The organism is Bradyrhizobium sp. McL0615 (assembly GCF_049993905.1).
In the GTDB taxonomy this organism is placed as follows: domain Bacteria; phylum Pseudomonadota; class Alphaproteobacteria; order Rhizobiales; family Xanthobacteraceae; genus Bradyrhizobium.
Genome location: NZ_CP188254.1, coordinates 4,130,966 through 4,145,585 on the forward strand (window position 1 = coordinate 4,130,966; position 14,620 = coordinate 4,145,585).

The following is a 14,620-nucleotide window of genomic DNA, read 5'->3' on the forward strand; positions in this document are numbered from 1 at the left end:
ATAAATCAACGGGAGGATGGACTATGCAGGACTTTAACCGCCGTACCCTGCTTCAGGGCGGCACCGCGCTTGCGGCAACCGGTGCGCTTACGGGGTCGGCGTTGTTCGACTTTGCCAAGGCGTGGGCACAAGCCTCGCCGTGGAAAGCCGAGAAGGGCGCCAAGCTCACGGTGATGCGCTGGAAGCGCTTCGTGCCGGCGGAAGACGACGCGTTCAACGCCATGGTCGCGGCATTCAAGGCTGCTACCGGCACCGAAATGAACGTATTCAGCGAGTCCTTCGAGGACGTGCAGCCGAAGGCGTCGGTTGCCGCCAACACCGGCTCGGGTCTCGACCTTGCCTGGGGCCTGCACACGCTGCCGCAGCTGTTCCCGACTAAAGTGCTGAAGATGAACGATGTCGCCGATTACCTCGGCAAAAAGTACGGTGGATGGACCACGGCGGCAGAGATTACCTGCAAGCAGGGCAATGACTGGCTCGGCATTCCCGTCGCGACCATCGGCGGCTACATGACCTACCGGAAATCGGCCGTGGACAAGGCTGGTTTCAGTGAATTCCCGAAGGACTTCCCGGGCTTCCTTGAAATGTGCAAGGCGCTCAAGAAGAACGGCACGCCTGCCGGCTTCCCGCTCGGCCACGCTACCGGCGATGCCAACGGCTGGCTGCACTGGGTCCTCTGGGGCCACGGTGCCTACACCGTCGACAAGGACAACAAGGTCATCATCAACTCGCCGGAAACGGTCAAGGCATTGGAATATGCCAAGGCGCTGTCGGACACGTTTATTCCCGGCGTCGCATCCTGGAACGACTCCTCCAACAACAAGGCGTTCCTCGCGGGCGAACTCTATTGCACCGCCAACGGCATCTCGATCTATGTTGCCGCCAAGGACGACCCGGCCAAGAAGGAACTCGCCGACGATACCTATCACGCGCTTTGGCCGGTCGGGCCGATCGGCAAGCCGACCGAACTGCAGCTCGCGGTTCCGATCCTGGCGTTCAACTTCACCAAGTCCCCGAACGCTGCGAAGGCCTTCGTCGCCTTCATGCTGGAGAAGGAAAACTACGACAAGTGGCTGACCGGTGCGCGGGGTTATCTCACCCACACGCTCAATTCCTACGATAACTCACCGGTGTGGACGGCCGACCCGAAGAACGCCGTGTTCGCCCAGGCCAGCAGGCGCGCGCTGCCCGCTTCCGGCATCGGCACGCCCGGCGAGAAGGCGGCGACGGCGATCGCCGACTTCCTGGTGGTCGACATGTTCGCCAACTACTGCAGCGGACGCGACGACGCCAAGGGCGCCATTGCGGTGACCGAACGGCAGTTGAAGCGCATCTACCGTTAAGCAAAGTAGGGCGGGCCGCAAGCGATTGCGGCTCGCCTCCTTCCAATATCGATACGGCAGCAGCGCCGCTCATGAATTTGCAGGATTTCGCCCATGGCTGACATCGCACTGCAACCCCGGGCGGCACGGCCGCCGATCCGCGAGGCCACCTCGTGGGATCAGGTCAAGACCAACCGGAACTGGCTCGGCTTCTGGTTCATGCTGCCGGCAATGGCCTTCCTGATCTTCTTTCTCGCTTACCCGCTCGGCCTTGGCATCTGGATTTCGTTCACCGATGCCAAGATCGGACGGCCCGGCGAATATATCGGTATCGAGAACTATGAATGGCTGTGGGGCGACAGCATCTTCTGGCTGTCGGTATTCAATACGCTACTCTACACCTCCGTCGCGAGCGCTATCAAATTCGCCGTCGGCCTCTATCTCGCGCTGCTGTTGAACGAGAACATGCCGTTCAAGGCGATCCTTCGAGCGCTGGTGCTGATCCCCTTCATCGTGCCGACGGTGCTGTCGGCGCTGGCGTTCTGGTGGATCTTCGATTCGCAGTTCTCGATCATCTCATGGTCGCTCAAGCAACTCGGCCTCATCACCCAGAACATCAACTTCCTCGGCGACGTCACCTGGGCGCGGATTTGCGTGATCTTCGCCAATATCTGGCGTGGCGTTCCCTTCGTTGCGATCACATTGCTGGCGGGCCTGCAGACGGTGCAACCCTCGCTCTATGAAGCGGCGACGCTCGATGGTGCCAGCAAGTGGGAAATGTTCCGCTACATTACTTATCCGCTGCTGACGCCGATCATCGCCGTGGTGATGACGTTCTCCGTGCTGTTCACGTTCACCGACTTCCAGTTGATCTGGGCGATGACGCGGGGTGGTCCGGTCAACGCCACGCACCTGATGGCGACCTTGTCGTATCAGCGCGCCATCATTGCCGGTCAGCTCGGCGAGGGTGCTGCGATCTCGAGCGCGATGATCCCGTTCCTGCTCGCCGCGATCATGGTTTCCTGGTTCGGGCTGCAGCGTCGCAAGTGGCAGCAGGGTGAGAACAATGACTGATCTTCCGACCTCGCGGATCGATCTCAAGGCCGTACTTTCCGGAACTTCGCCGACGGTCGCCAAGGACGATCACAGCGAGGGCATGAGCTATCTGCAGTCGGTGCCGCGCCGGATGGTAACGCTGTATTTGCCGCTGGCGATCATCGTGTTCGTGCTGCTGTTCCCGTTTTACTGGATGGGGCTGACGGCGATCAAGCCGGATGAGCAACTGCTCGATCTCGACAAGTTCAATCCGTTCTGGACCTGGAATCCGACCTTCAAGCACATCCACAAGCTATTGTTCGAAAGCTACTATCCGTGGTGGCTGTGGAACACGATGTATGTGGCGGTCTGCGCCACCGTCCTGTCGATCATCGCCAGCGTGCTGGCGGCCTATGCGATCGTGCGGCTGCGCTATCGCGGCGCGCAATGGGTCGGCGGGCTGATCTTTCTGTCCTACCTGGTGCCGCCGTCGATCCTGTTCATTCCGCTGGCCACCGTCGTGTTCCAGTACGGCCTGTTCGACTCGCCGATGGCGCTGATCCTGACCTATCCGACCATCCTAATCCCGTTCTCGACCTGGCTCCTGATGGGTTACTTCAAGACCATCCCGTTCGAGTTGGAGGAATGCGCGCTGATCGACGGCGCCAGCCGCTGGCAGATCCTGGTTAAGATCGTGCTGCCGCTGGCGATCCCCGGCCTGATCTCGGCGTTCATCTTCTGCTTCACGCTGTGCTGGAACGAGTTCATCTATGCGCTGACGTTCCTGCAATCGACCTCCAACAAGACGGTGCCGGTCGCGATCGTCAACGAATTCGTCGACGGCGATATCTATCGCTGGGGCTCGCTGATGGCGGGCGCGCTGGCGGGCTCGCTGCCGCTGGTCATCCTTTACGCCTTCTTCGTCGAGCACTACGTGTCGGCCATGACGGGAGCCGTGAAAGAGTGAGCGCGTTGAGGCCCGTGTCGGACGTTATCTCTTGACGCGTTTTCTTCACGCGAACCGGTTTCCACCTCGCTTGAAAACGCTATAGAAGAATTCAAAAAGGAGACGGGTCTTGCACATTCTGATTTTGGGCGCCGCCGGCATGGTGGGCCGCAAGCTGACCGAACGGCTGCTGCGCGACGGCCGTCTCGGCAAGCACGACATCACCCGCATGACGTTGCAGGACGTGGTGACGCCCGCAAAGCCCACCAACGCATCGATCCCGATCGAGGTCGTGGCGTCCGACTTTGCCGATGCCGGCGCCGCGGCGCCGCTGATTGCCGGCCGGCCCGAGGTGATCTTTCATCTCGCCGCCATCGTCTCCGGCGAGGCCGAGGCCGAGTTCGACAAGGGCTACCGGATCAATCTGGACGGCACCCGATACCTGATCGACGCCATCCGCCACGCCGGCGGCGGCTACAAGCCGCGGCTGGTGTTCACGTCCTCGATCGCGGTGTTCGGCGCGCCGTTCCCGGAAAAGATCGGCGACGAATTCTTCCATACGCCGCTGACCAGCTACGGCACGCAGAAGTCGATCTGCGAGCTCCTCATCAACGACTACACCCGCAAGGGCCTGCTCGACGGCATCTCGATCCGCCTGCCGACGATCTGCGTGCGGCCCGGCAAGCCGAACAAGGCGGCTTCCGGCTTCTTCTCCAACATCATCCGCGAGCCGCTGGCGGGCGAGGAGGCGGTGCTGCCGGTCTCCGAGGACGTGCGGCACTGGCACGCCTCGCCGAAATCGGCGGTCGGTTTTCTGGTCCACGCCGGCACCATGGACCTCAACGCGATGGGGCCGCGGCGCAATCTCAGCATGCCCGGCATGTCGGTGACCGTCGGCGAACAGATCGCAGCGCTCGATCGCGTCGCCGGCAAGAACGTCACCGCGCGCATCAAGCGGGTGCCCGATCCGACCATCATCGGCATCGTCTCCGGCTGGCCGCGCGACTTCGTCACCGACCGCGCGCTCAAGCTCGGCTTCACCACCGCCGAGAAGACGTTTGACGACATCATCCGTATCCACATCGAGGATGAGCTGGACGGCAAGTTCGCAGGCTAACGTGGCTTCACGGTTCTTCACGCGGATGCGGTCATGGGTAAGGTAGCCTGCATCGGCGAATGCATGGTCGAGTTGAGGCAGGCTGATGGCGGCCTGTTTTCGCGCGGCTATGGCGGCGACACGCTCAACACCGCCGTCTATCTCGCCCGGCTCGGCGTCGGCGCCGACTACATCACCGCACTCGGCGATGACCCCCTGAGCGACGAAATGATCTCCGGCTGGGAGGCAGAAGGGGTCGGGACCAGCCGGGTGGCGCGGCTGCCGGGCAAGCTTCCGGGCCTCTACATGATCCAGACCGACGACAGGGGCGAGCGCCGGTTCTTTCATTGGCGTGACAGCGCCGCCGCGCGCAGCCTGATGGATTTGCCGCAGACGCCGGAGATCCTCGATTCGCTGGCCGGCTATGACGTGGTCTATCTCTCGGCGATTACGCTCTCGCTGTACGGTGCGGAGGGACGGAGAAGACTGTTCGCGGCGATCGAACGTGCCCGCGAAAAGGGGGCGCGTTTCGCTTTCGACACCAATTTCCGTGCCCGCGGCTGGCCCGATCTCGACGTCGCGCGCATCGTTTTCCAGGAGGCCTTCACGGCTGCCGATATTGTGCTGGCTTCCATGGAGGATTTGCTGCCGCTTTATCCGGGCGTAACCAACGAAACCTTGCTGGCGCGAATCCCCGGGGCCGAGGTGGTGTTGAAGCTTGCGGAGCCGGCGAGCATCGTGCGCCTGGAAGGCGTTCCTTATCCGATCAAGGCGAAGCCGGTAGAGGTGCCCGTTGTCGATACGACGGCGGCCGGCGATAGTTTTGCGGCCGCCTACGTCGCCGCGCGCCTGGTGGGCGCCGATCCGATTGAGGCCGCCCGTGCCGGGCATCGCCTCGCCGGCGTTGTGGTATGTCATCCGGGCGCGATCATCCCGCGCGCGGAGATGCCGCCCGGCCTCATTCCGAACCACGTCAATTCTCGCAAGGCATCGCCATGACATCAGCCACCAAGCGGGAACAACTCGCCGCCATTTTCAAGTCCGCCACCGTGATCCCGGTGCTCACCATCGAACGGGTGGAGGATGCGGTACCGCTGGCGCGCGCGCTGGTCGCAGGCGGCGTGCACGTGCTGGAAGTCACCCTGCGCACGCCGGTCGCCGCAGATGCCGCCAGGGCCATGATCGCGGCGGTGCCGGAAGCCATTGTCGGCATCGGCACGATTTTGAACGCCGACGATCTGGCGAGGGCCGTGGCGCTCGGGGCCAAATTCGGCATCAGCCCGGGGGCGACGCCCGAGCTGTTGCAGGCCGCCGCTGCAAGCGACCTGCCGTTTGCGCCCGGGATCGCGACGGCTTCCGAGCTGATGCAGGCGCTGGCGGCCGGCTTCGATCTCGTGAAATTCTTTCCCGCCGAGCAGGCCGGCGGTATCAAGGCACTTCGGGCGCTGGCCGGACCGTTTCCGAACATCAGGGTGTGCCCGACCGGCGGCATTGGCGAGGCCAATGCCGCGACCTGGCTGGCCGAGCCGAATGTGGTGGCGGTGGGCGGCTCCTGGCTCTGCCCCGCGGCCGATATCCGGACCGGTAACTGGGCCGGCATAACCGCCATGTGCGCGCGGGCGATGAAATCGCTGAAACCGACGTGAAGTCCTTTTCCCGATAGGCTACAAGGGCTTCAGAACCGGAACAGGGAGAACGACATGACAGCCAGCATCGTCGGATGGGCGCACACGCCGTTCGGCAAGTTCGACGCGGAAACCGTCGAGAGCCTCGTAGTGAAGGTGGCGACCGATGCGCTGGCGGATGCCGGGATTTCCGCCGAAGACGTCGACGAGATCGTACTTGGGCATTTCAATGCCGGCTTCTCGCCGCAGGATTTTACGGCCTCGCTGGTGCTGCAGGCCGACCCCAAACTTCGCTTCAAGCCGGCCACGCGGGTCGAGAATGCCTGCGCGACGGGCTCAGCGGCGGTGCATCAGGGCATCCGGGCGATCGCCTCGGGTGCGGCGAAAATCGTGCTGGTGGTCGGCGTCGAGCAGATGACGCGGACGCCGGGCCCGGAGATCGGAAAGTACCTGCTCAAGGCCTCCTACCTGCCCGAGGATGGCGACACTGTCGGCGGCTTTGCAGGCGTGTTCGGCAAGATCGCGCAGGGCTATTTCCAGAAATATGGCGACCAGTCGGACGCGCTGGCGATGATCGCGGCCAAGAACCACAAGAACGGCGTCGCCAACCCCTATGCGCAGATGCGCAAGGATTTTGGCTTCGAGTTCTGCCGCGCCGAGAGCGAGAAGAACCCGTTTGTCGCAGGTCCCCTGAAGCGCACCGACTGTTCGCTGGTTTCGGACGGCGCGGCGGCGCTGGTGCTGACGGATTCGGAAACCGCGAAGACCATGGGCAAGGCGGTGAACTTCCGCGCCACCGCGCACGCGCAGGATTTCCTGCCGATGTCCAAGCGCGACATCCTGCAGTTCGAAGGCTGCACGGTGGCCTGGCAGCGCGCGCTGGCGCAGGCCGGCGTGCAGCTCACCGATCTCTCCTTTGTCGAAACCCATGACTGTTTCACGGTTGCCGAACTGATCGAATATGAAGCGATGGGCCTGACGCCGCGCGGGCAGGGCGCTCGCGCCATCAAGGAAGGCTGGACCCAGAAGGACGGCAAGCTGCCGGTCAATCCATCCGGTGGCCTCAAGGCAAAAGGCCATCCGATCGGCGCCACCGGCGTCTCCATGCATGTGATGAGCGCGATGCAACTCGTTGGCCAGGCGCCCGAGGGCATGCAGCTCAAGAACGCCAAGCTCGCCGGCATCTTCAACATGGGCGGGGCGGCGGTGGCGAACTACGTCTCCGTGCTGGAGCCTGCGAAGTAATAGGACTAAGCCGTAGGGTGGGCAAAGCGAAGCGTGCCCACCATTCAGGATGATGCTATCGATAGGGGGTGGGCACGCTGCGCTTTGCCCACCCTACAATCTTGCCGCGGTAGCCATTTCCGGAGCGTGCATCATGAGCAACGAGAGTTCGTTGTCATTGCCAGAACTCAACGATCGGATCAGGATTCTGGAAGACAACATCCGGCAGTTGATCGAACAGGCTGCCGCCGCCTCCGGCGAACGGAACGAATCCCGTATCGCTGACCGGCTCAGCCAGCAGAATGAAGAGCTGGAGCGCCTGACCCGGGAACGGGACGCCAGACCGAAGAACTAGCCGCCATCGCGCGCATACGGCCATACGCCGGGCGCGCCTTGATCTTCGCAAGTGCCTGCCGTTACTTGGTCCTCACAACAATGCGAGGCCAGACGGCCGCATATCGGGGAGCAGGCTGACCCATGGGACCATTGGAAGGCATCAAGGTCATCGACATGACGACCGTGCTGATGGGGCCCTATGCCACCCAGATGCTCGGCGATTACGGCGCCGACGTCATCAAGGTGGAGTCGCTCGATGGCGACGTGACGCGGCAGATCGGGCCGACCCGTCATCCCGGCATGGGGCCGGTTTTCCTCAACACCAACCGCAGCAAGCGCTCGATCTGCCTCGATCTGAAGAAGCCTGCCGGGCGCGACGCCGTGCTGCGGCTGATCAAATCCGCCGACGTGCTGGTCTACAATGTGCGCCCGCAGGCGATGGCGCGGCTGAATCTCGGTTACGACGTGGTGTCGAAAATCAATCCGCGCCTGATCTATGCCGGCGTGTTCGGCTTCGGGCAGGATGGGCCCTATGCGGCAAAGCCTGCCTATGACGATCTGATCCAGGGCGCGACGGCTTTGCCGGCGCTGATGGCGCAGACCGCCGACGGCGTGCCGCGCTATGTCCCGAATGCGCTGGTCGACCGTATCGTCGGGCTGACCGCAGTGGGCGCCATCTGCGCCAGCCTGGTCGATCGTAACCGCACCGGGCGCGGCCAGCGTGTCGATATTCCGATGTTCGAAACCATGGCCGGTTTCGTGATGGGCGATCACATGGGCGGCCTCACCTATGAGCCGCCGCTCGACAAGGGAGGCTACGCCCGTCATCTGTCGCCCGACCGGCGGCCCTACAAGACCTCGGACGGCTATATCTGTGTAATCGTCTACAACGACAAGCAGTGGCAGAATTTCTTCGATGCCACCGGGCGCGACGACCTTCGCGTCCACCCGAAATTTGCGACCTTCGCCGGCCGCGCCACCAATATCGATGTGGTTTATGCCGAACTGGCACGCATCCTCGAGACCAGGACCACCGCCGAGTGGACTGCTATCCTCGAGAAGGCGGATGTGCCTGTCATGCCGATGCACGACCTCGAAAGCCTGCTTGGCGATCCCCACATCGTCGCGACCGATTTCTTCCCCGTCGTCGATCATCCAACCGAGGGCCGCATTCGCAACATGCGGCCGTCAGCGCGATTTTCGGAAACGCCGGTTGAGACGAAGCGGTTGGCGCCACGCCTGAGCGAGCACAGCGCGGAAATCCTCCGCGAAGCCGGCTCGTCGCCGGATGAGATCGCAGCGCTGGTGCGCGATGGCGTCACCAAGGCCGCGTCAAACACGTAAGGACGAGATAGATGGATTTTGCGCTGTCAGCCAATCAGGAATCGATCCGCGACGCAGTCGGAAAAATCTGTTCGCGCTTCGACGATTCTTATTGGCTCAAGAAAGACAAGGAGGGCGGCTATCCGGCCGATTTCCACCGCGCGCTGGCTGATGCCGGATGGCTCGGCATCTGCATCCCCGAGGAATATGGCGGGTCGGGGCTCGGCATCACGGATGCCGCGATCATGATGCGGACGATTGCGGAATCGGGCGCCGGCATGTCCGGCGCCTCCGCCGTACATATGAACGTGTTCGGGCTCAATCCCGTGGTCGTGTTCGGCACGAAGGAACAGTGCACGCGGATGCTGCCGCCGATCATCGACGGCCGGGACAAGTCCTGCTTTGCGGTGACCGAACCCAATACCGGGCTCAATACCACGCAACTGAAAACCCGGGCGGTTCGCAAGGGCGACAACTACATCGTCAATGGCCAGAAGGTCTGGATTTCAACCGCGCAGGTTGCCAACAAGATCCTGCTGCTGGCGCGCACCACGCCATTGGAAGAGGTGAAGACACCGACGCAGGGCTTGAGCCTGTTCTACACGGATTTCGACAAGAAGCGCGTCGCGGTGCATGAGATCGAGAAGATGGGCCGCAAGCCCGTGGACTCCAACGAATTGTTCTTCGAGAATTTTGAGATCCCGGTCGAGGACCGCCTCGGCGAGGAAGGCCGCGGCTTCGAATATATCCTGCACGGGATGAACCCCGAGCGCATCCTGATTGCGGCGGAAGCGGTCGGGCTCGGCCAGATCGCGCTGTCACGGGCCTCGGCCTATGCGAAAAACCGCATCGTGTTCAACCGTCCGATCGGCATGAATCAAGGCATCCAGCATCCGCTGGCCAGGAACTGGATGGAGCTGGAAGCCGCGTGGATGATGGTGCTGCGCGCGGGCTGGCAATACGACCAGGGCATGCCATGCGGCCCGGCCGCCAACGCCGCAAAATACCTCGCCGCCGAAGCCGGTTTCCACGCCTGCGAGCAGGCGGTCATGACGCATGGCGGCTTCGGCTACGCTAAGGAATATCATGTCGAGCGCTATTTGCGGGAATCCCTGATTCCGCGCATCGCACCGATCAGCCCGCAGCTCATTCTCAGCTTCATTGCCGAGAAGGTGCTCGGTCTGCCCAAGTCGTATTGAGAAACAGACGACCATGAGCTTCATCACCGGCGTCGGACTGACGTCCTATGGGAAGCACGAGGGTTCGTCCTCGCTCGATCTCATGAGCAAGGCGGCCGAGCTTGCCATTGCCGATGCCGGGCTGAAGCGGTCCGAGATCGACGGCATTCTCTGCGGCTATTCGACGGTCTCGCCGCACATCATGCTGGCGACCGTATTCGCCGAGCACTTTGGCATCCAGCCGTCCTATGCGCACGCCGTCCAGGTCGGCGGCGCCACCGGTCTCGCCATGACCATGCTGGCGCATCATCTGGTCGACGCCGGCGTGGCTAAGCACGTGCTGGTCGTCGGCGGTGAAAACCGGCTCACTGGCCAAAGCCGCGACGCCTCGATCCAGGCGCTGGCCCAGGTGGGCCACCCGGATTACGAGGTGTCCCTGGGGCCGACGATCCCCGCCTATTACGGCCTCGTCGCCTCGCGCTACATGCATGAATACGGCGTCACCCAGGAAGACCTCGCTGAATTCGCGGTGCTGATGCGCGCCCACGCTGCGACCCATCCCGGCGCCCAGTTCCACGAGCCGATCACCGTCGCCGACGTGATGGCCTCAAAACCCGTGGCGATGCCGCTCAAGCTCCTGGATTGCTGCCCGGTGTCCGACGGCGGCGCGGCGTTCGTGGTCAGCCGCGAGCCGACCTCTGCGACCGGCATTCGCGTGCGCGGCTGCGCGCAGGCGCATACCCATCAGCACGTCACGGCCGCGCCCGCATTGAGCGAACTCGGCGCGGAGATCGCGATCGCCAAGGCAAAGGCCGCGTCTGGTTTGGCGATTTCAGACGTGCGTTACGCGGCGGTCTATGACAGCTTCACCATCACGCTGGCGATGCTGCTGGAAGACCTCGGCCTTGCCGCGCGCGGTGAGGCGGCGGCGCGTGTCCGGGCAGGGCATTTTGGCCGCGACGGCGCCATGCCGCTCAACACCCATGGCGGGCTTTTGAGCTACGGCCATTGCGGCGTCGGCGGCGCGATGGCGCATCTGGTCGAGACACATTTGCAGATGACGGAGCGCGCCGGACCCCGGCAGGTCCGCGACGCCTCGATCGCGCTGCTGCACGGCGACGGCGGCGTGCTGTCGTCGCATGTCAGCATGTTCCTGGAGCGGGTGCGATGAGCGACAAACTGGCCGACTGGACCAAGGGCGCCGAGGCCATCGTTTATCAAACCTGCGGCGCGTGCGGGAATGTGCAGTATTTCAACCGCCGTTTCTGCGCCGCCTGTGGTGCGCGGGATCCGGCCCAGAAGCGCGCCAGCGGAGCCGCGACGGTCTATGCGACGTCGTTGGTGTGCCGTGCCGCGACGCCGGAGACGCGCGCGCATGTTCCCTACAATATCGTGCTGGTCGATGCGGTGGAGGGTTTTCGCATGATGGCCCACGGCGACAACGATCTTGCGATCGGTGACAAGGTTACCGCAAGCTATCGGCCGTTTGCGGGGAGGCTGGTGCCGTATTTCGAGAAAACATAAATCGCAGACGCAAAATGTTCACGCTACGAAGCAACCCAGAATTACGCGGAACAGGTGAAAATCTGAGTGCTTCGATGCGTCAACATTCAGTGCCAGTAGAACACGACGCTGGCGATAACGAGCATTGCCGTCACCGCCATCATCTGCGCGAGCGCTTCCGAGGCCGCCTTTTTGGTGGCTTCCTTCATGCCTAACTCCCTAGACTTGGGCATGAGTCATCAATGCCCGCGAAGGCCTGATGGCTCAGTTGGTTTTTTACTCGGAACGCCCCGCGACGAGTATTCGCTCTTTTGAGTCCCCACTCAGCGAATATCGACGGTGTTAGAATCGACCAGCATTGAGGCCGCAATTTGGCTCGTTCGTAGCCGGTTTGTGCACGCGAGAGGGAGTTTTTTGGCACGGGGTCGAACGGGTGGGGCGCGTGCCCGGATCCGCGCCAGCGGTATTTCGGTGGTTGATCAGCCTCCTGCTGCGGTGCATGATCCCACTGTCAACAAATCAGAAAATCTCCAAACCCCAAGGTGATGAATGGCCCGCGTCGAATACAGCGATCCCGCCAAGCACAACGAGCGCACCCGCGAATTGCTGGGCAAAAACCGCAATGCCAACATCTTCCGCATGATGGCGCATTCGCCGAGCTACCTCGAACAATACTGCCGGCTGGGCGGAGCGATCCGGCACAAAGGCGAACTGGACCCGATCGTGCGCGAACTCGCCATCACCCGCACCGGCATCCTGTGCGAGGCGCCCTATGAAATCGTCGCCCACAAGCGGATCGGCAAGAACGTCGGCGTCACCGACGAGCAGAACGAGGCGCTGGAGAACTGGGAGGCGGCGACATGCTTCAACGATGTGCAGCGCGCCGCGCTCGCCTTCACCGATGAAATTGTCCGGCGTCACAAGCCGACGGACGCGACCTTCAACGCGATTGCCTCGAAATTGACGCCGGCTGCATTGGTCGAACTGCAGCTCTCGGTCGGCTTCTACATCATGACGTCAAAATTCCTGGAAACGTTTGCGATCGATCTGCAGCCGGTGACGGAAGTGGTGGGCTGACGGATTTGTCGCCTGGGGTGAGAGTGATGTCGTGATCGACGAGGAACTCGAATCTTCGGTGCGTGCCGCCATCGCTCGATTGCATGCGGCGATGGCCATCGTGGCGAACGGTGACGTCTCGGCAATCAAGGATCTCTATTCGCACACGTCGGAGGCAACCAGCTTCTATGGGTGGGGCGGTTACGAACTGGGATGGGAGGCGGTTTCGCTCCGTTGGGACTGGGCCGGCGCCCAGTTCAAAGGTGGAAGCGTACGCCACGACAATATCTCGACGATCATCACGCCGGAGATGTTCTATGTTACCGACATCGAGACCTTCGAGGGACAGCGCGTCGCCAGCGTAGACGGCACAACAGGGTGGTCTAACCGGGTTACGCATGTTTTCCGCCGCGAAGCAGGCGAGTGGCGTCTCGTTCACCGTCACGCCAACCGGCTGGAATCGCAACACGAGCCATCAACCAGACTTACAACTACGCCTGTGAGATGATCTCAGACTCGCGGCCCGTATCGTCTTAGCGCCTCCAGCGTCAATCCCTTGCCGACGGCGCCGAAGATGTCGCCCTCGACGATGCGAGCCGATGGCACGGCTTTGGTGATCGCCTTGTGGACGTGAGCGAGTTTCACCGAACCACCGGTCAGGAACACGGCGTCGATACCACCGGGGGCCAATCCCGCCTGAACAAGGCAGTTGTTGATTCGGGCCGCGATGCGATCGGCCAGCTGCTTGGTATGGCTGACGAGATCGGGGCGGCTGATATCAGCGCCTAGACCGGGGCTAACCCACTCCAGCGGGATGTCCGCCCGGCGCTTCTCGGACAGGGCGATCTTGGCGTCTTCGACTTCCATCGCTAGCGTGTGGCCGCGCTGTTCATCGACCACGCGGATCAGCCGGTCGAGAAGTTCCGGCCGGCTCGCCTCCTGCCGCACCTGGCGGATATCGGCCATCACGCGTGGCTCGTACATGCGGTTGATGCTCGACCAGGTCGCAAGGTCGTGGAAGTAGCTCGACGGCACGTCGAGCCCGGGACGCTTCATGGCGCTGCCGAATCCGAACATTGGCATGACCACGCCGAGGCTGAGCTGACGGTCGAAATCGGTGCCGCCGATCCGCACGCCGTCATTGGCGAGAATATCTGCGGCGCGATCGGCCTTGCCGTGACGATCAGGCCCCAGACGCACGATCGAAAAGTCGGAGGTGCCGCCGCCGATATCGGCGATCAGTGCGACTTCCTCGGATGTGATCTGTCGCTCATAGTCCAGGGCCGCGGCGATCGGTTCGAATTGAAACGTGACATCGTCAAAGCCGATCCCTCGCGCAATTATCCTTAAGGTATCCTCCGCCTTGCGATCGGCGTCCGGCGCATTGTCGACAAAGTGTACCGGCCGGCCGTGGACGACATTGCGCAGTTCATGGCCGGTGGTCTGTTCCGCGCGGCGTTTGACCGCACCGAGATAATAGGCGATCACGTCGCGAAAGCTCACGCGTTCGCGCCCCAACCGGGTGGTTTCGTCGATCAGCGAGGTTCCAAGCACCGACTTGAGGCTCCGCATCAGGCGGCCGGGCGCGCCTTCGACATAGGCTTCCACGGCCCTGCGGCCGATCAGGATGCCGCCGTCCGTCTCATAGAACATCGCGCTGGGTATAGTGGTCTGGGCCGCCTCCAGCGCCACCAGAACGGGCGCCTGGCCTTCGATGGTGCCAAGCGTCGTGTTCGACGTTCCGAAATCAAGGCCACAGATTGACATGGATGCTCCAGGAGGGAGCGTCCGTTTACACATTACAACGTCATCGATCCACCTTTATCTCGTGTCATTGCAACCGGTTGTTCGCACGTATTGATTTGCTCGCTTAAGGCCATCCACAGATCAATTTGTTTCTGCGGACGCCTTGATGAATTAATCTGCGATGGTCCATAAGCGTCCTCCCGGCGGCGGCCGGCGATTCACCAGCCCTG

At 62.6% G+C, this 14,620-nt stretch carries 15 protein-coding genes; 14 read left to right on the plus strand and 1 reads right to left on the minus strand.

All coding sequences use genetic code 11. The annotated features are described in order from the left end of the window. Positions 1–23: 23 nt before the first annotated feature. The 14 genes from ACPPVP_RS19385 to ACPPVP_RS19450 all read left to right on the plus strand — a co-directional run bounded on the left by ACPPVP_RS19385 (position 24) and on the right by ACPPVP_RS19450 (position 13,152). Positions 24–1,343, plus strand: coding sequence for an ABC transporter substrate-binding protein (locus tag ACPPVP_RS19385; protein ID WP_426537099.1), 1,320 nt, complete (start codon positions 24–26; stop codon positions 1,341–1,343). Positions 1,344–1,436: 93 nt separating this feature from the next. Further along, positions 1,437–2,396, plus strand: a complete 960-nt coding sequence (locus ACPPVP_RS19390) for a carbohydrate ABC transporter permease (RefSeq protein WP_426537101.1) — start codon at positions 1,437–1,439, stop codon at positions 2,394–2,396. Continuing rightward, entirely contained in the window at positions 2,389–3,324 is a 936-nt protein-coding gene (locus ACPPVP_RS19395) for a carbohydrate ABC transporter permease (protein WP_426537103.1), read from the plus strand. Before ACPPVP_RS19390 ends, ACPPVP_RS19395 begins: the two co-directional genes overlap by 8 nt. A 109-nt stretch (positions 3,325–3,433) precedes the next feature. Then, positions 3,434–4,420, plus strand: a complete 987-nt coding sequence (gene denD / locus ACPPVP_RS19400) for a D-erythronate dehydrogenase (protein ID WP_426537105.1) — start codon at positions 3,434–3,436, stop codon at positions 4,418–4,420. 33 nt (positions 4,421–4,453) lie between these two features. Continuing rightward, on the plus strand, positions 4,454–5,398 hold the full coding sequence (locus ACPPVP_RS19405; RefSeq protein WP_426537107.1) for a sugar kinase: 945 nt from the start codon (positions 4,454–4,456) through the stop codon (positions 5,396–5,398). Then, complete coding sequence (gene eda / locus ACPPVP_RS19410) at positions 5,395–6,045, plus strand: bifunctional 4-hydroxy-2-oxoglutarate aldolase/2-dehydro-3-deoxy-phosphogluconate aldolase (protein ID WP_426537109.1); 651 nt, start codon at positions 5,395–5,397, stop codon at positions 6,043–6,045. The genes ACPPVP_RS19405 and eda overlap by 4 nt, the downstream gene beginning before the upstream one ends. A gap of 54 nt (positions 6,046–6,099) precedes the next feature. Further along, entirely contained in the window at positions 6,100–7,269 is a 1,170-nt protein-coding gene (locus ACPPVP_RS19415) for an acetyl-CoA acetyltransferase (protein ID WP_426537111.1), read from the plus strand. A gap of 133 nt (positions 7,270–7,402) precedes the next feature. Beyond that, positions 7,403–7,603 (plus strand): hypothetical protein, encoded by a 201-nt coding sequence (locus tag ACPPVP_RS19420; protein ID WP_426537113.1) that lies wholly within the window; start codon positions 7,403–7,405, stop codon positions 7,601–7,603. A gap of 122 nt (positions 7,604–7,725) precedes the next feature. Continuing rightward, positions 7,726–8,928 (plus strand): CaiB/BaiF CoA transferase family protein, encoded by a 1,203-nt coding sequence (locus ACPPVP_RS19425; protein ID WP_426537115.1) that lies wholly within the window; start codon positions 7,726–7,728, stop codon positions 8,926–8,928. Positions 8,929–8,939: 11 nt separating this feature from the next. Continuing rightward, positions 8,940–10,106 carry an acyl-CoA dehydrogenase family protein gene (locus ACPPVP_RS19430; RefSeq protein WP_426537117.1) on the plus strand — a complete coding sequence of 389 codons (1,167 nt, stop codon included), beginning with the start codon at positions 8,940–8,942 and terminating at the stop codon, positions 10,104–10,106. 13 nt (positions 10,107–10,119) lie between these two features. Then, the gene (locus ACPPVP_RS19435; RefSeq protein WP_426537119.1) at positions 10,120–11,256 is read left to right on the plus strand and encodes a thiolase family protein; all 1,137 of its coding nucleotides are present in this window, start codon (positions 10,120–10,122) and stop codon (positions 11,254–11,256) included. Beyond that, a complete protein-coding gene (locus ACPPVP_RS19440; protein WP_426537121.1) occupies positions 11,253–11,609 on the plus strand; it encodes a Zn-ribbon domain-containing OB-fold protein in 357 nt (118 codons plus the stop codon). The genes ACPPVP_RS19435 and ACPPVP_RS19440 overlap by 4 nt, the downstream gene beginning before the upstream one ends. A 528-nt stretch (positions 11,610–12,137) precedes the next feature. Beyond that, complete coding sequence (locus ACPPVP_RS19445; protein ID WP_426537123.1) at positions 12,138–12,665, plus strand: carboxymuconolactone decarboxylase family protein; 528 nt, start codon at positions 12,138–12,140, stop codon at positions 12,663–12,665. A 31-nt stretch (positions 12,666–12,696) separates the two neighbouring features. Further along, positions 12,697–13,152 (plus strand): YybH family protein, encoded by a 456-nt coding sequence (locus ACPPVP_RS19450; protein WP_426537125.1) that lies wholly within the window; start codon positions 12,697–12,699, stop codon positions 13,150–13,152. 2 nt (positions 13,153–13,154) lie between these two features. Here ACPPVP_RS19450 and ACPPVP_RS19455 read toward each other — a convergent pair whose 3' ends face one another. Then, the gene (locus ACPPVP_RS19455; RefSeq protein ID WP_426537127.1) at positions 13,155–14,411 is read right to left on the minus strand and encodes an Hsp70 family protein; all 1,257 of its coding nucleotides are present in this window, start codon (positions 14,409–14,411) and stop codon (positions 13,155–13,157) included. Between the last annotated feature and the right edge of the window lie 209 nt (positions 14,412–14,620).